The sequence below is a fragment of the Streptomyces sp. NPDC002499 genome (assembly GCF_053595415.1).
The window spans coordinates 1-21965 of the sequence record NZ_JBSFXO010000018.1; the positions used below are offsets into that span (position 1 = coordinate 1).

The 21965-nt window shown below is 71.1% G+C and carries 21 protein-coding genes; 12 read left to right on the forward strand and 9 right to left on the reverse strand.

All coding sequences use genetic code 11. The annotated features are described in order from the left end of the window. Nucleotides 1-58: 58 nt before the first annotated feature. The 3 genes from ACWD5F_RS41660 to ACWD5F_RS41670 all read right to left on the reverse strand — a co-directional run bounded on the left by ACWD5F_RS41660 (nt 59) and on the right by ACWD5F_RS41670 (nt 3386). The gene (locus ACWD5F_RS41660; RefSeq protein WP_451261417.1) at nt 59-1408 is read right to left on the reverse strand and encodes a DUF2637 domain-containing protein; all 1350 of its coding nucleotides are present in this window, start codon (nt 1406-1408) and stop codon (nt 59-61) included. A gap of 93 nt (nt 1409-1501) precedes the next feature. Beyond that, on the reverse strand, nt 1502-2425 hold the full coding sequence (locus ACWD5F_RS41665; protein ID WP_451261418.1) for a DUF3558 family protein: 924 nt from the start codon (nt 2423-2425) through the stop codon (nt 1502-1504). A gap of 133 nt (nt 2426-2558) precedes the next feature. After that, a complete protein-coding gene (locus ACWD5F_RS41670) occupies nt 2559-3386 on the reverse strand; it encodes a DUF3558 domain-containing protein (RefSeq protein ID WP_451261419.1) in 828 nt (275 codons plus the stop codon). A 225-nt stretch (nt 3387-3611) separates the two neighbouring features. On the opposite strand from ACWD5F_RS41670, the gene ACWD5F_RS41675 reads away from it, so the two are divergent. After that, nucleotides 3612-4805: an RtcB family protein gene (locus ACWD5F_RS41675; RefSeq protein WP_451261420.1), complete on the forward strand. Its 1194-nt coding sequence runs from the start codon at nt 3612-3614 to the stop codon at nt 4803-4805. 79 nt (nt 4806-4884) lie between these two features. Here ACWD5F_RS41675 and ACWD5F_RS41680 read toward each other — a convergent pair whose 3' ends face one another. Both ACWD5F_RS41680 and ACWD5F_RS41685 read right to left on the reverse strand, forming a co-directional pair. Then, nucleotides 4885-5637, reverse strand: coding sequence for an SDR family NAD(P)-dependent oxidoreductase (locus ACWD5F_RS41680; protein ID WP_451261421.1), 753 nt, complete (start codon nt 5635-5637; stop codon nt 4885-4887). 183 nt (nt 5638-5820) lie between these two features. Beyond that, nucleotides 5821-6153, reverse strand: coding sequence for a YnfA family protein (locus ACWD5F_RS41685; protein ID WP_451261422.1), 333 nt, complete (start codon nt 6151-6153; stop codon nt 5821-5823). Between the two features lie 100 nt (nt 6154-6253). Between ACWD5F_RS41685 and ACWD5F_RS41690 the strand changes: the two genes are divergently transcribed. Beyond that, nucleotides 6254-6718, forward strand: coding sequence for a hypothetical protein (locus ACWD5F_RS41690; protein ID WP_451261423.1), 465 nt, complete (start codon nt 6254-6256; stop codon nt 6716-6718). Here ACWD5F_RS41690 and ACWD5F_RS41695 read toward each other — a convergent pair. Then, entirely contained in the window at nt 6709-7155 is a 447-nt protein-coding gene (locus ACWD5F_RS41695) for a winged helix-turn-helix transcriptional regulator (protein WP_451261424.1), read from the reverse strand. The two genes, ACWD5F_RS41690 and ACWD5F_RS41695, sit on opposite strands and share 10 nt — an antisense overlap. A 136-nt stretch (nt 7156-7291) precedes the next feature. Here ACWD5F_RS41695 and ACWD5F_RS41700 point away from each other — a divergent pair, with 136 nt between their 5' ends. Continuing rightward, nucleotides 7292-8185: an NADP-dependent oxidoreductase gene (locus ACWD5F_RS41700; RefSeq protein ID WP_451261425.1), complete on the forward strand. Its 894-nt coding sequence runs from the start codon at nt 7292-7294 to the stop codon at nt 8183-8185. A 24-nt stretch (nt 8186-8209) separates the two neighbouring features. On the opposite strand, the gene ACWD5F_RS41705 is transcribed toward ACWD5F_RS41700, so the two are convergent. Then, nucleotides 8210-9052, reverse strand: coding sequence for an AraC family transcriptional regulator (locus ACWD5F_RS41705; RefSeq protein WP_451261426.1), 843 nt, complete (start codon nt 9050-9052; stop codon nt 8210-8212). A 96-nt stretch (nt 9053-9148) separates the two neighbouring features. Between ACWD5F_RS41705 and ACWD5F_RS41710 the strand changes: the two genes are divergently transcribed. After that, nucleotides 9149-9757 (forward strand): TIGR03086 family metal-binding protein, encoded by a 609-nt coding sequence (locus ACWD5F_RS41710; protein ID WP_451261427.1) that lies wholly within the window; start codon nt 9149-9151, stop codon nt 9755-9757. A gap of 336 nt (nt 9758-10093) precedes the next feature. On the opposite strand, the gene ACWD5F_RS41715 is transcribed toward ACWD5F_RS41710, so the two are convergent. Beyond that, on the reverse strand, nt 10094-11170 hold the full coding sequence (locus ACWD5F_RS41715) for an aldo/keto reductase (protein WP_451261428.1): 1077 nt from the start codon (nt 11168-11170) through the stop codon (nt 10094-10096). 74 nt (nt 11171-11244) lie between these two features. On the opposite strand from ACWD5F_RS41715, the gene ACWD5F_RS41720 reads away from it, so the two are divergent. From ACWD5F_RS41720 to ACWD5F_RS41745, 6 genes are all read left to right on the forward strand, one after another. Beyond that, on the forward strand, nt 11245-12198 hold the full coding sequence (locus ACWD5F_RS41720; RefSeq protein WP_451261429.1) for a LysR substrate-binding domain-containing protein: 954 nt from the start codon (nt 11245-11247) through the stop codon (nt 12196-12198). Between the two features lie 73 nt (nt 12199-12271). After that, nucleotides 12272-13387 (forward strand): LLM class flavin-dependent oxidoreductase, encoded by a 1116-nt coding sequence (locus ACWD5F_RS41725; RefSeq protein WP_451261430.1) that lies wholly within the window; start codon nt 12272-12274, stop codon nt 13385-13387. Continuing rightward, nucleotides 13384-13989, forward strand: coding sequence for an FMN reductase (locus tag ACWD5F_RS41730; protein WP_451261431.1), 606 nt, complete (start codon nt 13384-13386; stop codon nt 13987-13989). The genes ACWD5F_RS41725 and ACWD5F_RS41730 overlap by 4 nt, the downstream gene beginning before the upstream one ends. A gap of 159 nt (nt 13990-14148) precedes the next feature. Continuing rightward, a complete protein-coding gene (locus ACWD5F_RS41735; protein ID WP_401714443.1) occupies nt 14149-14853 on the forward strand; it encodes a response regulator transcription factor in 705 nt (234 codons plus the stop codon). Next, nucleotides 14854-16284: a HAMP domain-containing sensor histidine kinase gene (locus ACWD5F_RS41740; protein ID WP_451261432.1), complete on the forward strand. Its 1431-nt coding sequence runs from the start codon at nt 14854-14856 to the stop codon at nt 16282-16284. It abuts the gene before it with no gap. Continuing rightward, nucleotides 16281-17075 (forward strand): GNAT family N-acetyltransferase, encoded by a 795-nt coding sequence (locus ACWD5F_RS41745; RefSeq protein WP_451261433.1) that lies wholly within the window; start codon nt 16281-16283, stop codon nt 17073-17075. Before ACWD5F_RS41740 ends, ACWD5F_RS41745 begins: the two co-directional genes overlap by 4 nt. A 9-nt stretch (nt 17076-17084) precedes the next feature. Here the strand turns inward: ACWD5F_RS41745 and ACWD5F_RS41750 are convergent, their stop codons facing one another. Continuing rightward, a complete protein-coding gene (locus tag ACWD5F_RS41750) occupies nt 17085-19835 on the reverse strand; it encodes a P-loop NTPase fold protein (protein ID WP_451261434.1) in 2751 nt (916 codons plus the stop codon). Nucleotides 19836-20019: 184 nt separating this feature from the next. Here ACWD5F_RS41750 and ACWD5F_RS41755 point away from each other — a divergent pair, with 184 nt between their 5' ends. Beyond that, nucleotides 20020-20724 (forward strand): RNA polymerase sigma factor, encoded by a 705-nt coding sequence (locus ACWD5F_RS41755; protein WP_451261435.1) that lies wholly within the window; start codon nt 20020-20022, stop codon nt 20722-20724. Further along, nucleotides 20721-21800 carry a CU044_5270 family protein gene (locus tag ACWD5F_RS41760; protein WP_451261436.1) on the forward strand — a complete coding sequence of 360 codons (1080 nt, stop codon included), beginning with the start codon at nt 20721-20723 and terminating at the stop codon, nt 21798-21800. Before ACWD5F_RS41755 ends, ACWD5F_RS41760 begins: the two co-directional genes overlap by 4 nt. Nucleotides 21801-21965: the final 165 nt, after the last annotated feature.

Consider the following 21965-nt stretch of genomic DNA (forward strand, 5'->3'; position numbering starts at 1 on the left):
GGGGGGGCCCCGGTGCTGATCAGCACCGGGGCCCCCGTCGTCGTAGAAGATCCGCGGTCTACGCGATGTGGTCTTCCTGGAGTTCCGCCGTGTGGCGGTTGGTGAAGCGGTTGACCATGCGGTCGGCCTCGCGCTGCGGGAGCGTGATGCCGTACGTGGCCTCTACGTCGCCGCGGAACTGGCCGCCGGTCGGGTAGCTGCCGTCTATCGACTTCTTGAAGATGAGGTAGTAGTCGTCCTCGCTCGGCTCCGTGCCGCCTCCCGCGCCCATCTCACGGGTACGGCCAGGTCCTGCCGGGATCGGGAACGTGCCGGTGTCCTCAGGCGAGGGCTCCGGCATCTGCGGCTCCTCGTACTGCTGAGGAATCGTCTGCTGCTCGAAGAGCCGGCGCTCCTGGAACCGCTGCTGCTCCTCGAAGCGGCGCTGCTCCTCGTACTGCTGCTGGGACTGGTACTCCTGCTGGGCCTGGAACTGCTGGGCCTGCTCCTGCTCGTACCACTGGGCGTCCGCGATGTCCGGGTCGAAGTTCGGGTCGTAGCCGCCCTGGTACGCGATGGACTGCGGGTCGCGCGAATGCAGCCAGGGGTTCTGCTGTTCGGGGGCGACCTCTTCGGCGTGGGCCTGCTGCGGCGGTTCCGGCGCGGGGAGTTCTTCCCGGACCGGCGCCTGGTTGGTCTGGACGACGGCTGGGGCCGCCTCCAACTGCGGGGCCGGGGGCAGGAGTACGGGCTCGATGCCCGCGGCGGCCAGACCCGCGGGGGCGGTCTCGGCCAGCGGGACGCCGTAGCGGGCCAGGCGCAGGGGCATCAGGGACTCGACCGGGGCCTTGCGGCGCCAGGCGCGGCCGAAGCGGGAGTTGAGGCGGGCCTGGTAGACGAGGCGGTCCTGCTCCAGCTTGATGACCTGCTCGTAGGAGCGCAGCTCCCACAGCTTCATCCGGCGCCAGAGGAGGAAGGTCGGGATGGGGGAGAGCAGCCAGCGGGTGAGGCGGACGCCCTCCATGTGCTTGTCGGCCGTGATGTCGGCGATGCGGCCGATCGCGTGCCGGGCCGCCTCGACCGAGACGACGAACAGCACCGGGATGACCGCGTGCATGCCCACGCCCAGCGGGTCGGGCCAGGCCGCCGCGCCGTTGAAGGCGATCGTGGCGACCGTCAGCAGCCATGCCGTCTGGCGCAGCAGCGGGAACGGTATGCGGATCCAGGTCAGCAGGAGGTCGAGGGCGAGCAGGACGCAGATGCCCGCGTCGATGCCGATCGGGAACACGTACGCGAAGTTCCCGAAGCCCTTCTTGAGTGCCAACTCGCGGACCGCCGCGTACGAACCGGCGAAGCCGATGCCGGCGATGATCACAGCGCCGAACACGACCACGCCGATGAGAACGCGGTGCATCCGAGTCAGCTGCATTGGCGCGGCCACCCGTACTCCCCTCCCAGTGCGTGTTGTTGCGCGCAACAGAGTGGCACATGTGTGCGGCGCACGGGTTGCCGGTGGCCCCCGTCAGCTCTTCTTCGCAGCAGACTTGGACGGGGTTGCGGACTTCGCGGTGGACGGAGAGGCCGAGGTGGACGCGGACTTGGAGGGAGCCGGGGTCGTCGTTGCAGAACCGGAATCTGAGCCGGAGCCCGATCCCGTGCTCGACCCCGTGCCCGAACCGGTGCCCGTGCCCGCGCCGTTGGCCGCCGACACCGCGCCGACCGCCTCCGCGGCCGCCTTCTGCGCCAGCTTGGCGAGCGTGTCCGCGTTCGGCGTCTTCTCGCCGGCCAGACCCGCGCCGTTGTAGTCGAGCGTGACGACGACGTTCTCGACGCGCGTCACGATCGTCTGCTGCTTGAAGGCGCCTTCCTTCTTCTTCAGGTCGTAGCGCACGAGGGTCGCCGCGTCACCGATCCCGGTCACCGGCTGCGCCTTCGTGTTCTTCGCGCCCGGTGTCGCCTGGGCGTCCTTGACCTGCTTGTCGAAGTACGTCTGCGCCAGCTTGTCGCCCTCGCCGCGCGTGACGTCCGACTCGAAGCGCAGCAGCGAGACGTTCAGCCAGCGGAACTGCGAGCCCTTCACGCCGTTGTTGTCCAGGCTGTTCCAGGAGCAGCTCGCCCGCGTGCCCGTGTCGCTCGACGTGCCCTCCTTGCCGGACTTCGCGCCCTTGGGCACGAGCGAGGTCAACGTCTTCTTCGACAGTACGGCGCAGGAGTCCGGCAGCTTCTGGTACGCCGCCGCCTGCACGGTCGGTGCCGCGCTCGCGGAGGCCGAGCCGTCCCCGCCGGCCGCGCTGCTGCCGCCGCCGTCACCGGAGTCGGAGTCGGAGGAGCAGCCGGCGGCGAGCAGCAGTGCGGGGAGGGCGGCCGCGCCGACAAGGACGCGGTGGCGCCGCTTCCCCCGTCGGTCTCGCTCGTTCCGTCGGACTGGCTGTGCTGGTCGCTGCATGGTTCCTTCACTCATGACGCTTGTGGTTCCTGCCGTCGGATCGGGTCCGAGGGGCCACGGTAGTCGGTGAAGAAGCTGTGCGGTTCGGCTTCATCCGCTTTGCGAACGGGCACGTGGAGGCGCCCGGAGGGGGTCAGCCGCTCAGTGTGTCGGCCAGTTGAGAGGCCAGTTTCCGGGCCTTGTCCTGCATTTCCTTGCTGTCCGGGGTGCTGCCGCCACCGGCCGGCTGCTCCTCGTACTCGATCGTCACGATGACGTTGGACGTGCGGAACACCACAGTCACCGTGCGCGGCTGGGCCGCGGAGGCGGAGCCGCTCAACGCGTCGTCGAGGTACGCCTCGTCGCCGAGGCCGTCCAGGACGCGGGGCTGGAGATCGGAGGGCGTGACGGAGCCGGAGGGCGAGCCCGAGGCGGAATCCGAGGGGTCGGCGGTGGCGGAGGCGGAGGAACTCGCCGTGGGGGACGCGGTGTCGCTCGCGCTGTTCTCGGCATCCGGGCTGGAGGTGGCCGGTTCCGGGAGGTCGGCGGCGACCTCCTTCTCCGCGAAGACCTCCTTCGCGGATGTGTCGTCGCTCACGGCGTTGTCGTAGGAGACGACCCGCTCGAAGTCGACGTGGAGGTGGTCGGTGGCGTCCGCGGACTCGACCTTCCAACGGCAGCCCACCTTGCGGTCGGTGTCGAAGGTCTGCGTGGCCTCGCCCGCGTAGGACTTGGTCCGCTGGTCCTCGTCGGTGATCTCCTTGGCGCCCGGCAGCAGCGAGTCGAGGTTGCCCTGGCTGACCGCGCCGCAGGCCTCCGGGAGGCTGTTGTACCGGCCCGGCTGGGCCGAGACGGTCGGCGCGTTGGGGTCACCCGGGTTGGAGTTGTCCGTGGAACCCGTGTCCCCGGACCCGCCGGTGCAGCCGGCCAGCAGCGCCGCGAGTAGCGCGGCGGCGCCGGGTACGTATGCCTTCCGCTGCACGGACGGGCTCCTCTCGACGGCGGCCCGGTGGCCGTAGACATGCCAGGTCTTCCAGTGTCCCCGCTGGTTAATCGCTTGCCGCACCGGGGCGTCCCCTGGAGACAATGTCTATCGCACGCATGGCCGTGGACGCCGGTCCGTTGTCTCTTTTGGCCCACCTGGCGTCGCTAATGCGATTCAAGACTTTCACTTGCTTTGTTGCTGTTCCGGGGGAATGAGGACGAGATGTCGTACGTAGAGCTGCCGGGGGCGAAGGTTCCCATCCGTATGTGGACCGACCCCGCGTCGGTCGACGAGGGCGCGCTCCAGCAGCTGCGCAACGTCGCGACCCTCCCGTGGATCAAGGGCCTCGCGGTCATGCCGGACGTCCACTACGGCAAGGGTGCGACGGTCGGCTCCGTCATCGCGATGCACGGGGCCGTGTGCCCGGCCGCGGTGGGCGTGGACATCGGCTGCGGGATGTCGGCGGTACGGACCTCACTGACGGCGAACGACCTTCCCGGGGACCTGTCGCGGCTGCGGTCGAAGATCGAGCAGGCGATTCCGGTGGGGCGGGGGATGCACGACGATCCGGTCAAGCCGGGGAGCTTCCACGGGTTCGCCACCGCGGGGTGGGACGACTTCTGGGAGCGGTTCGACGGAATCGCCGACACGGTCAAGTTCCGTCACGAGCGCGCCGGAAAGCAGATGGGAACGCTCGGATCCGGAAATCACTTCATCGAGGTGTGCACGGATACGACCGGTTCTGTCTGGCTGATGCTGCACTCCGGTTCCCGGAACATCGGCAAGGAACTGGCCGAGCACCACATCGGCATCGCCCAGAAGCTCCCGCACAACCAGGGCCTGGTCGACCGCGACCTCGCCGTCTTCGTCGCGGACACCCCGCAGATGGCGGCGTACCGCAACGACCTGTTCTGGGCGCAGGAGTACGCCAAGCGCAACCGCTCGATCATGATGGCGCTCCTGAAGGACGTGATCCACAAGGAGTTCCGGAAGGCGAAGCCGACCTTCGAGCCCGAGATCAGCGCGCACCACAACTACGTGGCGGAAGAGCGCTACGAGGGCATGGACCTGCTCGTCACCCGCAAGGGCGCGATCCGGGCCGGCTCCGGCGAGTTCGGGATCATCCCCGGCTCCATGGGCACCGGCTCGTACATCGTGAAGGGCCTCGGCAACGCGAAGGCCTTCAACTCGGCGTCTCACGGCGCCGGTCGGCGCATGAGCCGTACGGCGGCCAAGCGGCGGTTCTCCACGAAGGACCTGGAGGAGCAGACGCGGGGCGTGGAGTGCCGTAAGGACTCCGGCGTCGTGGACGAGATCCCGGGCGCCTACAAGCCGATCGAGCAGGTCATCGAGCAGCAGCGGGACCTGGTGGAGGTCGTGGCGAAGCTGAAGCAGGTCGTGTGCGTGAAGGGCTGACGAGCCGGAGGCCCGGGGGCCGGTGGCTCAAGGCTGAACTGCGCGGTGCCGCACGCCGGTCGGCGTGCGGCACCGCGCGTCACAGTTCCCGGTGGACCTTGGTGTTGGAGGCCTGGGCGCGGGGGCGCAGGACCAGGAGGTCCACGTTGACGTGGCTGGGGCGGGTGACGGCCCAGGTGATCGTCTCGGCCACGTCGTCCGCGGTGAGGGGCTCGGCGACGCCCTGGTAGACCTTCGCCGCGCGCTCCTCGTCGCCGTTGAAGCGGGTCAGCGCGAACTCGTCCGTGCGGACCATGCCGGGTGCGATCTCGATGACGCGGACCGGCTGGCCGACGATCTCCAGGCGCAGGGTCTCGGCGAGGACGTGGGCGCCGTGCTTGGCGGCTACATAGCCACCGCCGCCCTCGTACGTGCCGTGGCCCGCGGTGGAGGAGATGACGACCACCGTGCCGTCGCCGCTCGCGACGAGCTTGGGGAGCAGGGCCTGGGTGAGGTTCAGGGTGCCGATGACGTTCGTCTCGTACATCGTGCGCCAGTCGGCGGGGTCGCCGGTGGCGACGGGGTCGGCGCCGAGGGCTCCGCCGGCGTTGTTGACCAGTACGCCGATCGACTTGAAGGCCGTCGCGAACTCGTCCACCGCGGCTCGGTCCGTCACGTCCAGCTGGTACGCCGTCGCCGCGTGGCCTGCCTGGGTGATCTCTTCCGCCAGTGCCTCGATGCGGTCCTTGCGGCGGGCGGTGAGGACTACGCGGTAGCCGGCGGCGGCGAGCTGTCGGGCCGTTGCCGCGCCGATGCCGCTGCTTGCGCCCGTGACGATCGCGATTCGGGACATGGGTGCTCCTTGGGCAACGGTGCGGGTGGCTATCGCCAGGATAGGAGGGGTGTGTGGGGGCCCGCCGTGGTGGGTGGCTGTTGTGTGCCGGGTGCGGGTTGTCCGTGGCTGGTCGCGCCCACGCGGCGGAGCCGCAAATCGATACAGCCCCGCGCCCCTAAAGGCGGGTCGGCCGACTCGCCCCTAGTTTCTAGGGGCCCACATGATGACCGCCATTCCCGCCAGGCAGATCAGCGCGCCCCCGATGTCCCAGCGGTCCGGCCGATAACCGTCCGCCACCGCGCCCCATGCCAATGAACCCGCCACGAAGATGCCGCCGTATGCCGCGAGGATGCGGCCGAAGTGGGCGTCGGGCTGGAAGGTGGCCACGAAGCCGTAGGCGCCGAGGGCGAGGATGCCGCCGGTGATCCACAGCCAGCCGCGGTGTTCGCGTACGCCCTGCCAGACCAGCCAGGCGCCGCCGATCTCGAAGACGGCGGCGACGACGAAGAGGGCCGCGGAACGGACGATCAGCATGTCCGCCAGCTTGGCACGGGCGCTGTCACCTGTTGGACGGCGCCTGCCGATGGCGTGGCGGGGGATACATGCGTACGTCCGTGGCGAGTGAGGAGTGGGTATGCGCAGGGTTCTCGCGGTGGGGTTGGCCGCGCTGGCGGCGGTGGGAGCGGGGGGCGTACCCGCTGGTGCGGTGGGTGGGCCCGAGGCCGATCTCGCCTATCACGGGGCCGCCTCCATGGCCGACGGGCGCGTCGACGTCCGGTTCACCCCGCGCAATCACGGGCCGTCCGCCGTGCCGGACGCGACCGTGCGGCTGCGCTGGTCGGCGCCGCTCGCCAATGGGCAGGTGCTGCCGGACGGGTGTGCGCGGTCGGGGCCGCGGGTGGTGTTGTGCCGGGTGGGGGCCCTGGCCGCGGACGATCTCGGGGCGCCGATCAGCATGCGGGTACGGCTGCGGGGGGCGCCGAGCGAGGTGCTGCTGGAGCTGGACACCGTCTGGAGCGGGGGCGCGGTGGACCACAACCGGGCCAATGACCAGCAGCGGGTGCTCGTGCTGGACAGTGGGGACGAGTACTACTTCTGACGCCCCGTCTCCTTCTGACGCGCCGTCTCCTTCGGGCTCTCCGCCTCGGCGTCGTAGCGGTCCCGTGCCTCGTGGACCTCCTCGATGTGCGTCTCCGCCCAGGCCTTCACCGCGGTCATCAACTGGGCCAGGCTGGCGCCCAGTTCGGTGAGTTCGTAGTCGACGCGGACCGGGACGGACGGGGTGACGGTGCGGGTGAGGATGCCGTCGCGTTCCAGTGAGCGGAGGGTCTGGGTCAGCATCTTGGGGCTGACGCCGGCGAGTTTGCGGCCGAGGTCGCTGTAGCGCATGGGGCCGGTCGAGAGGGCGGCGACGACGAGGCTGACCCATTTGTCGCTGAGCCGGTCCAGGAGCTGGTTGGTGGGGCAGGACCGGATGAACGCGTCGTACTGGACGCGGGCCTGCTCGCGTCGCTGAGCTGCGGTCGTGGTCGGCATGGCGGGCTCTCGCTCACTTCCGGGGTAGGTAGGCACTTTCAGGTAACTACTTACGAATCGATAGTAGCTCTTCCTAGGGTTGCTGACAGCTGCGGGGATACCCGGGCTGACCAGTAGGTATAGGGAGACAGTCGTCATGCGTGCAGTAGTCGTGAACCGTTTTGGTGGGCCCGAGGTCGTGGAGGTCGTGGAGACGGACGTGCCCGAGCCGGCGGCGGGGCAGGTGCGGATCAAGGTGGCCGCGGCCACGCTGAACCAGGTGGACGAGGGGGTGCGGGGCGGTTTCTTCGGGGGCGAGGGGGAGCGGATCGGGCTCGGGTGGGACGTGGCCGGGACGGTGGACGCCATCGGCGACGGCGGCGGCGAGTGGAGCGTGGGTGACCAGGTGGTCGCGATGACCCCCGGCATGGTGCGACCGCTCGGCGCCCACGCCGAGTACGTCGTCGCGGCGGCCGGCGCGCTCGCGAAGGCGCCGGTGACGGTCGACGCCGTGCACGCCGCGACCCTGCCGCTGAACGGCCTGACCGCCGTACAGGCCCTGGATCTGCTGGAGTTGGAGCAGGGCCAGTCCCTCCTCGTCACCGGTGCGGCGGGTGCGGTCGGTGGGTACGCCGTCCAACTCGCCACGCACCGGGGTGTGTTGGTGACCGGACTCGCCCGGGAGGGCGACGCGGAGCTCGTACGGTCGCTGGGGGCCGCGCACTTCACGAGCGGTTCCGTCGAGAACGGGAGCTTCGACGCCGTACTGGACGCGGCGATCCTCGGTGAGACGGCGCTGGCGACGGTGCGGGACGGGGGCGCCTACGTCGGGTTCCGGCCGGGCGGGCAGCCGGCCTCCGTGCGCGGGGTGCGGACCACCGCCGTGGAGGTCGCCGCCGACGGGGCGCGGCTCGCGGAGTTGGTGGCGCTGGTCGACGCGGAGGTGTTGAGTCTTCGGGTGGCCGAGACGTTCCCGCTGGCGGAGGCCGCCAAGGCGCACGCCCGGCTCGCGGAGGGCGGGGTGCGGGGGCGGTTGGTGCTGGTCCCGTGAGGGGCACGGGGAGTGGGGCGTCGATCAGGTCGGCGGTTGTGCGTCCGTCGTCTGGGCGTACGTCTTCGGCGGGACGCCCACCGTCGCCGTGAAGTCCCGCACCAGGTGGGCCTGGTCGGCGTAGCCGAGGTCGGCGGCGAGTGCGGCCCAGTCGACCTCGCGTCGGGTGCCGGCGAGTTCGAGGGCCTCGTGGATGCGGTAACGGAGGATGACCCATTTCGGGGCGACACCGACGTACGCCGAGAAGAGCCGTTGCAGCGCCCGTACGGAGAGGCCGGCGACCTGGGCGAAGTCGTCGACGCGGCGGATCGTGCGGTCGGTGCGGGCGCGTTCGACGAGGTCCACGGCGAGGTCGGCCTGGGGGTCCGGGGGAGGGGCGAGGGGGAGCAGGAAGGCGTCCAGGGCGGCGATGCGGGTGGCATCGTCGGCCGGGTCCACGACGGCGCGGGCGGTGGCCGGCGAGGCCTGTGCGAAGACGTCCCGGGCGTCGAGGACGCGGCCCGTCCAGTGCGAGGCGGGCAGTTCGGGGGTGTACGGCCGGAAGCCGCCGGGGCGGAACTTCACCCCGCACACCCGGCCCTCGCCGGTGATCTTCCTGGTGTAGAGGCCGTGCGGGATGCCGGTCAGTTCGGCGTAGGGCGGGGTGTCGTCCGTGTCGATGCCGTCCCACTGGAAGGTGAGGTTGACGGACGGGTGCGCGACGACGTGGGAGGCGTAGGGCTCGGGCAGGTCCCAGTCGATGAACCAGTACCGCTCGACGTACCGGCGCAGCGGCTCGGCGGGCTCGTGGCGGCGGAACCTCACCCGGGTCAGCAGCCCGGAGGGGTCGACGATCCCGCGGGTGTCGCGGCGGCGGGGGGCGGCCATGGCCGGATCGTACGACGCGCTGCGCTGGGCGGCGCGGGTCCTCGGGCGTCGCGTTTCTTCAAGAAGGGCCGGCCCCGGCGTCCGTACGGTCGAGGCATGGACACGAAGAGTGTGGCTACGTACGGCATCGGTGAGCTGCTGGCCATGGCGCGTGGGCCGGCGGTGGCGGTGGTGGTCGGCATCTCCGACGCGTCGCTCGTCGCGCCCACGCCCTGCGCGGAGTACGACGTGAAGGCCCTGGTCAATCACCTCTTCCAGGTGGTCGTGCAGTTCCAGCGGCTGGCCGTGAAGGAGGCGTCGGACTTCGGCGAGACGCCCGACCGGGTCGGCGAGGGGCCGGACTGGCGCGAGCGGTTCGCGGGCGAGGCGGACCGGCTGGTGGCGGCCTGGTCCGCGCCCGGCGCCGAGGAGGGCACCACCGGCGCGATGGACATGCCCGCGCGGCTGGTGGGCTCGATGGCGTTGCTCGATCTCACGGTGCATGTGTGGGACCTGGCACGGGCGACGGGCCAGGAGTACCCGGACGCCGACGACGCGATCGTGGCCCAACTGACGGACACGGTGGCCGAGTTGGCACCGACAGCCAAGAAGATGGGCGTCTTCGGGGAGCCGGTACGGGCGCCGGAGGGTGCGTCGGCGTTCGAGCGGTTGCTGGCGGGGACGGGACGGGATCCGGGGTGGGGTGGAGGCTCGGTCGCCGGGTAAGGGGAGCCCCCGGTCCCTCGGCCCTTGGCCCCCGGTCCCTCGGCCCTTGGCCCCCGGTCCTCGGTCCCCGGCTCCCGGTCCCCGACTCTCGGCTCCCGGTCCCCGGCTCCCGGTCCCCGACTCCCGGCTCCCGGTCCCCGGCTCCCGGTCCCCGGTCCCCGGTCCTCGGCTCCCGGTCCCCGGTCCTCGGCCCCGGCTCCCGGCCCCTGGTCCCCGCTCCCGGTCCCCTGGCCCTCGGCCCCTGGCCCTCGGCCCCTGGCCCTCGGCCCCTGGCCCTCGGCCCCTGGCCCTCGGCCCCTGGCCCTCGGCCCCGGGCCCCCGCCCCCGGGCCCGACGTCAGGCCGTCGGCACAGGCGCGTCCGGTGCGATCAGGTCCTCCCCGCGCAGGTCCGTCCAGAACGCCGCCGGGATCGGCTCGCTCAGCGCCGCCACGTCCTCGGCTATGCGGCTGGGCCTGGTGGCGCCGGGTATCGCGGCTGCCGTCGCCGGGTGGGCGAGGGAGAACTGGAGGGCGGCCGACTTGATGCCGATGCCGTGCCGGTCGGCGAGCGCCTTGATGCGCGCGACCTTGTCGATGATGTGCGCGGGTGCCTGCTGGTACTCGAAGTGCGTGCCGCCGGCGAGGATGCCCGAGCTGTAGGGCCCGCCGACCACGATGTCGACGTCCTGCGCGGCGGCGGCCGGCAGCAGGCGCTGGAGGGCGCGGTCGTGGTCGAGGAGCGTGTACCGACCGGCGAGGAGGAAGGCGTCGGGCTTCGGTTCGTCCAGGTCGAGGGTGAGTTCCAGGGGCTCCACGCGGTTGACGCCCAGGCCCCAGGCCTTGATGACCCCCTCCTCGCGCAGCCGCTGCAGCACGCGGAACGCGCCGGTGCGGGCGCTCTCGTACACCGCCAGCCACTCGTCGCCGTAGAAGTCCTGGGCCACGTCGTGCACCCACACGATGTCGAGGCGGTCGGTCCGCAGGCGCTCGAGGCTGTCCTCGACGGAGCGGAGGGTGGCGTCGGCGGAGTAGTCGTTGACCATCTTGTTCGGGCGTCCGTGTTCGAAGAGGCCGCCCTTCTCGCCGAGGTCGCGCGCGGCCGGGTCCTCGATCTCGTCGAGGATGACGCGGCCGACCTTCGTGCTGAGGACGAACGCGTCGCGCGGGTGCCGCGCCAGAACCTCGCCCAGCCGGATCTCGGCGAGCCCGGCGCCGTAGAAGGGCGCGGTGTCGAAGTACCGGATGCCCTGGTCCCAGGCGGCTTCGACGGTGGCCGCGGCCTCCTCGTCGGGGATCGCGCGGAACATGTTGCCGAGGGGCGCGGTGCCGAAGCCGAGGGTGCCGGGGCGGACGCCGGGGGAGTGGGTGCCGGGAGTGCTGGGGGCGCCGGGGAGGGCGCCGAGGGTGCTGGGCAGGAGGTTCTTGATGCTCATGGTTCGAGGCTAGGATCCAGGGATGAGACTGTCCAAGACTCACTCGGACACACTTGAGTCCTTCGAGGTCCTACATGCTTGACCTGCGCCAACTCCGCTACTTCGTCGCCGTCGCCGAGGTCGAACACGTCGGCCGGGCCGCCGAGCAGCTGCACATCTCCCAGTCGCCGCTCAGCCGGCAGATCGCCCAACTGGAGAAGAACCTCGGCCTGACCCTCTTCGAACGCAGCCAGCAGCGCATCCGGCTGACCTCCGACGGCCGCGTCTTCCTGACCGAGGCGCACGCCCTGCTGCGGCACGCGGACCGCCTGGAGAACCTGGGCCGCCGGCTCGGCCGGGGCGAGGAGGGCGGCCTGTGCATCGGTTACGTCGCCGACGCGATGCACACGGGCGTCCTGCCCACCGCCCTGCGCACCCTGCGCGATCAACACCCGGGCATCCACGTCGCGTTGTACGACCAGGAGTCGGCCGACCAGTTCGAGGGTCTGCGCCAACGCAGCCTGGACATCGCGCTGGTACGGACGCCTCCGTCGGAGGACGACCCGGACCTGGACGCGGCCCCGTTGCTGAGCGACCCCCTGCTGCTCGCGCTGCCGGCCGGGCATCCCCTCGTAGGGCAAAGGGAGTTGACCCCTGCCGCCCTGGACGGTCAGCCCTGGATCGCCGTGGGCGACGACTCCCGGGACCCGGCCTGGCGGGACACGTTCGTCGCGTCCTGCGTGGCCTCGGGCTTCACCCCGGACATCCGTCTCGACGCGGCCGATCCCCTCACCGCCCTGGGCCTGGTCGCCTCCGGCCTCGGCCTCGCGCTGATCCAGAAGAGCATGCTGCGCGGCACGACGGACGGCGTCGCGGTGCGCGAGCTGCCCTGGTACGGCGGGTCGGTCCAGCTGTGGGCGGCCTGGCACCGGGTGGATCTCCGCCCGGTGGTGGCGTCGTTCCGCGAAACGGTCCTCGCGGGCCGCGAAACGGTCGTCGAGGGCCGCGAAACGGTCGTCGAGGGCCGGGGCGCCACCCCGGACCACTGACGGGAATAGCCGTACGCGGGCGACCGTTCCGTGGGTATAGTTGAACAGTCAACAACATGGAGGATGAGCGACCATGCAGTTCGGGATCTTCAGCGTCGGCGACGTCACGCCGGACCCGACGACGGGCCGGACGCCGACCGAGCGCGAGCGCATCAAGGCCATGGTCGCCATCGCGCTGAAGGCGGAAGAGGTCGGCCTCGACGTTTTCGCGACCGGCGAGCACCACAACCCGCCCTTCGTGCCGTCGTCCCCGACGACAATGCTCGGCTTCATCGCCGCGCAGACGGAGAAGCTGATCCTCTCCACGTCCACCACGCTCATCACCACGAACGACCCGGTGAAGATCGCCGAGGACTTCGCGATGCTCCAGCAGCTGGCCGACGGCCGCGTCGACCTGATGATGGGCCGCGGCAACACCGGCCCGGTCTACCCCTGGTTCGGCCAGGACATCCGCCAGGGCATCAACCTCGCCATCGAGAACTACGCCCTGCTGCACCGGCTGTGGCGCGAGGACGTCGTGGACTGGGAGGGCAAGTTCCGCACGCCGCTCCAGAGCTTCACGTCCACCCCCCGCCCGCTGGACGACGTACCGCCCTTCGTCTGGCACGGCTCGATCCGCTCGCCGGAGATCGCCGAGCAGGCCGCGTACTACGGCGACGGCTTCTTCCACAACAACATCTTCTGGCCGGCCGACCACACCAAGCGGATGGTCGAGCTGTACCGGGCGCGGTACGCCCACTACGGGCACGGCACGCCGGAACAGGCGATCGTCGGGCTGGGCGGCCAGGTCTTCATGCGGAAGAACTCGCAGGACGCGGTGCGCGAGTTCCGCCCGTACTTCGACAACGCGCCGGTCTACGGCCACGGGCCGTCCCTGGAGGACTTCACCGACCAGACCCCGCTGACCGTCGGCTCCCCGCAGGAGGTCATCGAGAAGACCCTCGCGTTCCAGGACTACGCCGGTGACTACCAGCGCCAGCTCTTCCTGCTGGACCACGCCGGACTCCCGCTGAAGACCGTCCTGGAGCAGCTCGACCTGCTCGGCGAGGAGGTCGTGCCGGTGCTCCGCGAGGAGTTCGCGAAGGGCCGTCCGGCGGATGTACCGGAGGCTCCGACGCACGCGTCCCTGCTGGCCGCCGCGCAGAAGCCGCGTACGGAGAACGAGACGGAGAAGGAGACCGTGGCATGAAGCTCGTAGTCGTCTCGGCGGGGCTGAGCGTGCCGTCCTCGACGAGGTTGCTGGCGGATCGGTTGGCGGCGGCCACGGCGGGTCGTACGTCGGCGGAGATACAGGTGGTGGAGCTGCGCGACCTCGCTGTGGAGATCGCGCACAACTTCACCAACGGTTTTCCCGGCAAGGCGCTCTCCGCCGCCCAGCAGGCGGTGACCGACGCCGACGGCCTGATCGTCGTCACGCCGGTCTTCTCGGGCTCGTACAGCGGACTCTTCAAGTCCTTCTTCGACGTGCTGGAGAAGGACGCGCTGGTGGGCAAGCCCGTACTGATCGCCGCGACGGGTGGCACGGCCCGGCACTCACTGGTCCTGGACCACGCCCTGCGTCCCCTCTTCTCCTACCTCCGTGCCGTGGTCGTCCCGACCGGGGTGTACGCGGCTTCGGAGGACTGGGGATCGGAGGGACTGCCGGAGCGGATCGAGCGGGCGGCGGGGGAGCTGGCAGCTCTGATGACGGGCCTGTCGGCGACACGGACGGAGAAGCGGGACGACTTCGAGGTGATCCCCTTCGCTGATCAGCTTGCAGCGCTCGCGCCAACCAGCCCGTCCGGCGTTTGAGGACGAGGCCGTCCAGGCCGACAGCGGGGGTCTGGGGGCGGCAGCCCCCAGAGGACGGCGCCCCCAAGGGTGAGATCCGGGTAAAAAGGCTGATCGTAGGCCCACACACTCCGCCGATCCGCCGGAGGCATTGGCAGACTGGGGGACGTGTCCCAAACTGTGCTGCTCGCCGAAGACGACCGCGCCATCCGTCACGCCCTGGAGCGCGCCCTGAGCCTGGAGGGCTACCAGGTCACGGCGGTCGCCGACGGCGTGGAGGCGCTGGCGCAGGCCCACCGCACCCCACCGGACGTGCTGGTGCTGGACGTGATGATGCCCGGCATCGACGGCCTCCAGGTCTGCCGGGTGCTGCGCGCCGAGGGCGACCGCACCCCGATCCTCATGCTGACGGCTCTCGTGGAGACCGCCGACCGCATCGCGGGCCTCGACGCGGGCGCCGACGACTATGTGGTGAAGCCCTTCGACGTGGAGGAGGTCTTCGCGAGGTTGCGCGCCCTGCTGCGCCGGACCAGTTCGGGCAACGGCGCCCTGGTCGACGTACCGAAGGAGCCGCAGCACAGTGACCGGCAGATCGAGGCGGCCGGGCTGCGGATGGACATGCAGGCGCGGCGGGCCTGGCGGGGCGGGCGTGAGCTGGAGCTGACGCGGACCGAGTTCGAACTGCTGGAGCTGCTGGTCCGCAACGCGGGGATCGTGCTCGACCACTCCACGATCTACGACCGGATCTGGGGCTACGACTTCGGGCCCGGTTCCAAGAACCTGGCCGTGTACGTCGGCTACCTGCGCCGCAAGCTCGACGATCCGGGGGCACCCGCGCTGATCCACACGGTGCGCGGTGTGGGTTACGTGCTGCGGGAGGACTGAGTGGGGCGGCTGCGGCGCCTGCTGGTCAGACGGCGGCCCGGCCTGGTCTCCCTGCGCACCACGTTCGCGGTGTCCTTCGCGGCGGTGACCGCGGCCGTCACGGTGCTGGTCGGCGTGCTGTCGTACAGCGCCGCCGCGCGGCTGGTCCGGGTCGACCAGGAGTCGGTGTTCGACCAGGTCGTGCAGGATCTGCGCGACGAGGTGCGCCAGCACAAGATGACCCCGGCCGACTTCTCCTCCTCGGCGCCGGGGCACGACATCGTGCGCCCGGCCCGGACCGATGTGCAGGTGCTGGGGGCGGACGGTTCGGTCGTCGACTCCGGCAGTCCTGCGCTGCCGGTCACGGCCGCCGACCGGGGGATCGCGGCCGACCGGGTGGCCGGGACGATCGCCGAGCACAAGGAGGTCGACGTCGGCGCCGACGTCTACCGTGTCGCGACCGTCTCGCTGGGCGAGCGGCAGGGCGCGGTGCAGGTGGCGCAGGAGTTCAGCGACACCGAGGACCTGCTGCGGGCGTTGCAGCAGCGGACGCTGATCCTGATGGCCGCGGTGGTGACCGGCGCGGGTCTGGTCGGCTGGTGGCTGGCCCGGCGCATCACCCGCCGCCTGATCGTCCTCACCTCGGCGGCGGAGGACGTGGCCCGCACGCGCCGGCTCGGCATCGTCGTACCCGTCGCCGGCTACGACGAGGTGGGCCGCCTCGGCCGCGCCTTCGACCGCATGCTGGGCCGCCTGGCCCAGTCCGAGGAGGACCAGCGCCGGCTGGTCCAGGACGCGGGCCACGAACTCCGCACCCCTCTCACCTCGCTCCGTACGAACATCTCCCTGCTCCGCCGCATCGACGAACTGCCCCCCGCCACGCGCCTCGAACTGGTCGCCGACCTCTCCCAGGAGGCGCGCGAACTGACCGACCTGGTCAACGAACTCGTCGACCTCGCGGCCGGTCAGTCCGACACCGAGCCGCCGCAGCGGGTGGACCTCGCCGACATCGCCGAGGACGTCGCAGGCCTGGCCCGGCGCCGCACCGGCCGCGAGATCACGGTCCGCGCGAGCGGCGACACGACCACCGACGGCCGCCCCGGCGCGTTGACCCGGGCGATCTCCAACCTCGCGGAGAACGCGGCGAAGTTCGACCGCGACGGCACGGAACCGATCGAGATCAACGTCGCCGGCCCCGCGCGCCCCGGCACGGTCCGCGTCGAGATCCTCGACCGCGGTCCGGGAGTCGCCGAGGCGGACCTCATCCGCATCTTCGACCGCTTCTACCGAGCCGCCGACGCCCGCTCCCTCCCCGGCTCGGGCCTCGGCCTTTCCATCGTCCGAGAGGTGGCGATGGCCCACGCGGGCGCACCGTTCGCCTACCGGCGGGAGGGCGGGGGATCGGTGATCGGGTTCACGGTGGGCGGGGCACCGACGGGTCTCACGAGGTGACCGACGGGTCTTACGAGGTGAGCCACGGGTCCTACGAGGTGGGTGACGGCGTCCGCGAAGAAGCCGACGGGGCCTGCGAGTTGGCCGACGGGCACCTGATCTGGGCCGCCCAGTTCCGTCCCGACGGTTCCCCGCCCGCCGGTGTCCGCACCTTCCGCCACGGCTCCGCTACGGCGGTGGCGAGCCCCGGCCTCTCGGGACGGGACCGGATCGCGGTGGCCGGGACGGAGGGCGACGCGCTGACCCTCGTACGGGATGTGCTGCGGGAGGTCGGGCCGACGTATCGGCCTTTCGGCGAGGCGGAGTTGATCGACGCGCTGATCCGCGGGATTCCCGAACTCGGGCGCGGGGGCGGCCCGTTCCTGTGGATGGAGACCAAGGAGCGGCCGGTCTCGCGCGGCTCGGCGGGCGTGAACTGGCTGGACGCACGCGGCGAACGGGAGGCCGGGCACCTCTTCGCCCAGCACTTTCCCGACTCCTACGCCCAACCGGGCCGCCCTGGCGTACGCCGCTGGGCGGGGGCACGTGACGGGTCCGACGGAAGGCTCCTCGCCGTCGCCGCGGACGCGTGGTCGGGGGCCGGATGCGGGTTCCTGGCCGGAGTGGTCACGCATCCGGGGGCGCGGGGGCGGGGGTTGGGCGGCGCGGTGTCGGGGTTCGTGGTGGGGGCGCTCGTACGGGACTACGGGCGGGCCGCGTTGATGGTGGACGCGGGGAACGCGGGCGCGGTCGGGGTGTATGAGCGGGTCGGGATGAGGGGGCGGGTGTTCGGGGCGGCGGGGGTGGGGTGACCGGGCGGGTCAGGACCGGTGGTGCACGGTGCACGTGGTGCTTCTCGGGGGCGGGACGAAGCTCGGGGCCGCGGCCGTGGGGGAGTCGGGCAGATCCCAGGCCAGTCGGATGCCGTCGATCAACTTCCTTGCGCTGTAAGGGGATACGGCCAGTTCGAGGCGGGCCTCGGCGAGAAGTTCGGGATCGCCGTCCGGGCCTCGGCTGTGCGCCGCGGCCATACGGCTGTTGAACTCGGGGCGCGCGAAGACGCCGAGCAGCGTGAGGGAGAAGTAGGCGTAGGCGGCGGCCTCGTCGATGAGGAGGCGGGCCTCGCTGGGGACCACGTCCCCGGTGGAGCGGTCCTGTTGCCGTGGCGCGTGGACGGCGAAGTGTTCGAGGGCCAGCAGGAGTTGCTCCTCTCGCTCACGGCACGGGCAGGCGGTCCGCAGATGACCCACCAGACCGCGGAAGGAGCCGAGGATCTCGCTGGTGTCCTCGGACCACTGGTACTTGGCCAGGAGGGTGCGGAAGCCGGCGAGGGTCTCGGAGAGTTCCTCCAGGATCACCGTCCTGGAGATGACGGTGAGTTTCAGATCGTCGGTCGTGTCCCGTACTTCCATCAGGCGCCGCCCGTAGCGGATCAGGTCGCGCGGGATGCCGCCGGACAGGGCGTGGGAGAGCAGGACGAACGGCGGTGAGATGTCGTCGGCGCGTTCGCGCAGGACGCTGGTGGACTCCGCGAGTACGTGCGCCTGTACGTGCAGGACGTCGTCGAAGGAACTGTCCGTCACATCGCGATGAGGCAGGCCCCGCCGTACGAACGCGGCACCCACGTCCTCGGCGACGGAGATCAGGAAGTGCACCCGGGGCACCCCGAGGACGGCCTTGATCTCGCGGAGGAAGTCCAGTGCCTCCGCGTCGGTGCCCAGTCGGTCCACCTCGTCGATGGCGATGATGAACCGCTGCTGACGGGAGTGGACGTCGTCGGCGATGTCGGCCAGGAGGGTGCGGAAGTCGGCGACCAGGGAGGGGTAGTTGGGCGGGATCGTCGACAACGAGGTCGTGTGCGAGGTGCCGAGGCTGAGCAACTGGGTCGCACCGGTGGTGACGGCGGCCGACGAACTCTGGGTCGTCTGTAGGCGGTAGAGGCGTCTGCGGCAGGCCGCGACCAGTTTGGGTTCGGGCCGGATCAACGTCCAGGAGCGGTACTGGAACTTCCCCAGCCCGATGCCCAGCAGCCAGATCAGAATGCGTTCGGGATTCTCCGAGTCGGTGAGGATGGCCCGGCCCCCTCGTGAGGCGAACAGCACGGCGAGCGCGGCGATCGGAACGAGCCGTACGAGTGGGTCGTAGAACCAGCGCTTCTTCACCTCCCACTCGCCGATCCGCACCACCGCACCGCGGGCTGGGTACTTGGCGAGCAGGACCATCAAGACGATGAAGAGCAGCAGCCACCAGGCCACGGTCCCGTCGTCGATCAGGGACGACGCGTTGCTCCGGACCTCGGGGTCGAAGGCGAGGGACACGAACGGTCCGCAGCACAGCGCGACGACCGCGACCTGGTACACCACGCGCCCTGTCGTGCGCAGGACCACGCCGAGGGCCGGGGAGCGCCGGATCATCCAGACGGCGACGCCGACGCAGGTCACCGCCAACCCCGCGGCCACCGCCCGCCCGTGCCACAGGTCCAGCGCGTGATCCCGTACGGTGTCGGCCAGTTCGGCGACGTAGCCGCGCACTTCGTCGTCGTGCTCGCTCTGGAGGGAACGTGCCGTGGCGAACAGGCCGAGGGTGATGAGGGCGGCGGCCGGCAGGGCGAAGGCGAGCCAGCGGACCAGTCGTTGGAGCGGCAGAGCGAGCCGGCCCAGCACCCGGTGCAGATGGGGAAGGCGCGTGAACTCCGGGACGTGGTGGCCGGCGTCGCGGATGTAGGTCTCGCAGACCTGGACGAAGAGCGAGGTCAGGAAGTCGTGCGGGGCGTAGGCCGCGGGTGCCTCCGCGAAGACGGAGAAGGCCGGCGGGGCCGTGCACTGGCGCAGCAGGGAGGTCTTGCCGACGCCGCGCGGGCCGCTGATGGCGATGGTGCCGCCGTCTATCTGCTTGATCTTCCGCCGGAGTTGGCGGTACGCGACGTTGTTGATCAGCCACTGGGGGTCCCTGGGCGAACGCAGGCCCTCGTAGTCGGTGGCCAGGAGCAGCGAGTCGTGGTCGTCGCCGAGCAGGCCGTCCACCGCCTTCTGCACCACGGGCCCGACCGCGCGCTGGACCAGCTCCCGATGCCAGCGGCGGCCCGTGAACAGGGCCACGGGCGCGAGCACCAGCCAGGTGAACAGGAGCGCGACGGTCCTGACTGCCCAGACCCAGACCTGATGTCGGGAGTGCGCGGCTTCGAGGGCGAGGGCCAGCGCGCCGACGGTGAGGGTGAGCGGCACGGCGAGGGTGTACAGGAACGGGGCTCCGCCGAACCAGAGCAGTACGGTGAGCGCGGCGGCCGCGTAGAAGGCCGCGGTACGGCTGTCCCACTCGGCCACGTCCGCGAGGTCCCGGAGCAGTTCCTGAGCCTTCTCCCGTCGGCCGGCGAACTTGTGGAACGAGGCGTACGAGCGGTGGCTCTCGGCGAGTACGTCGGCGATGTTGTCCGGCGAGGACATGGCCTCGACGATGCCGTCCGCCGTCAGGGTCGGGTCGGCGCGGAGCTGCCCGCGGATGCGGGGGACGTCCAGACTCGCGCGGACGGCGCGCCGGTAGACGGCATCCTCGGCGACGGTGTCCCAGGACACGGCTCCCCCGAACCTCACAGCGACGGACACGGTGACGGACAGGAAAGTATGGGGTCGGCATCCGCCCTGGTCCAGAGAAAGCGGGAAAAATCGGGCCCGGCCGCCGTGCATCGTGTAAGGGCGAGTGACGCGGATCACGGGAACTCGGCGCTCCGGCCGGTCAGTTGAGAACGTGACCACAGATATGCGAACCCGGATACGGGCCGGAGATCCGGACGCCTTCGCGGAACTCTTCGACGACTGTGCCCGCGCGGTGTACAACCACGCCTTTCGGCTGACCGCCGACTGGTCGGTGGCCGAGGACGTCATGTCGGCGACGTTCATGGAGGCTTGGCGGCGGCATGCGTCGATCGAGGCCGAAGGGGGCTCCCTGCGGCCGTGGTTGCTGGGCATCGCCACCAACGTCGCCCGCTCCCACTACCGCAGCAACCGGCGGTACCGGGCCGCGGCCACCGCCGCCGCGGCGGCGGGCGTGGGGGAGACACAGGTCGCCGACCACGCCGAGGAGACCGCCGGGCGGCTGGACGACCGGCACCGGATCACCGCCACGCTGACCGCCCTAGGTGCCCTCAGACGCCCCGAACGCGAGGTGTTGGTGCTCTGCCTGTGGGAGGGCATGGAGTACGCCGACGCGGCCCGCGCCCTCGGCATCCCGATCGGAACGGTCCGCTCCCGCCTGTCCCGCGCCCGCGGCAAGCTGCGCAAGCTCGCGGACGCCGAGCTGAAGAGGAAAGGCAGGGAGGGCCGGGACGGCTGGGAGGGCAGGGACGGTCGGGAAGGTCGAGCGAGAAAAGAAGGTCGGGAAAATCGGGAACTCGGCTCCACGAACCGGCAGATAACAGGTGATCGCGGATACGCGGTCCGGTCCGCACAGGAAGGAAACCGATGAACGCCAGCCCCTCCCAGCCGCACCCGGCTGAGTGGACGGAGACCCAGGACCTCCTGCCCTCCGTCGAACGGGATCTGCCGGCGGGCCGCCACCAGTTCCACAAGGAGCAGATGATGGCCCAGATCCACGAGGACCTCCGCACCGCCGCCGACGCGCGTCCGGCCGCCCCGACGGCCGCCCCGCAGCGCCGCAACCCGTTCCTGCGCCGCGCGATCCTGCTGCCCGCCATGGCCTGCGCGTTGGCAGGCGCGGTCGTCGGCGGGCTCGCCCTGGCCGGCGGGAACGGCGACGGCAAGATGCCCCTCGCCACCGGCCCCGCGCTGACCACCACGATCGGCGCCGCCGACGCCAAGGGCGCCCCGCAACTGCTCGACCGCATCTCGCTCGCCGCCGCCGACACCTCGGGACAGGCGGTGCACGAGGGCCAGTTCGTCTACATCGCCTCGAAGGTGGCGAACACCCACACCAAGACCGTCGACGACAAGACCACGATCGTCAGCCAGGAACTGCACGACCGGCAGACCTGGATGTCCGCCGACGGCAAGGACGGCTGGCTGATCGAGGCGGGCGAGACGAGCGACGAGGGCATGACCCTGGCCAGCAAGATCCCGTCGAGCGGTGCGTACGACGCCCTGGTCAAGCTGCCCACCGACCCCGACGTGCTGCTGCGGCAGATCTACAAGGAGTCGGACGCCGTCCGGGACCCCGAAGTCCCGAGCGACCAGGCGGCGTTCGTGGCCATCGGCGATCTGCTGACCGAGAGCTACCCGCCCGCGGACGTCGCCGCCGCCCTCTACAAGGCCGCCGCCAAGATCCCGGGGGTCGTCGCGGTGGACGACGCGGTCGACGCCGAGGGGCGCCACGGGATCGCCATCGCACGGCAGGACAACACCGGCGAGCGCACCGAGTGGATCTTCGACAAGAAGAGCCTGCGGCTGCTCGGCGAGCGCGTCGTGGTGGTCGAGCCGCTGGCGGACAGCGAGTTCAAGGCCGGCACCGTCCTCTTCACCAGCGCGATCACGCAGCGCGCGGTGGTGGACGGGATGAAGGAGACGCCGGGCGGCACGGCGAGCTGAGCGACGAGGAGGGCGCCGGGTCCCGGACTCCGGGGCCCGGCGGGCTCGTTGCCTCGGCTCGGCAGGCGCATTGTGCGGGGCCGGTGTGAGCGAGAGGCTGGGCAGATGAATCATGCGCACCCTCGTAGACACCCGGCCAGGCGTCCTCGTAGACACCCCGGCAGG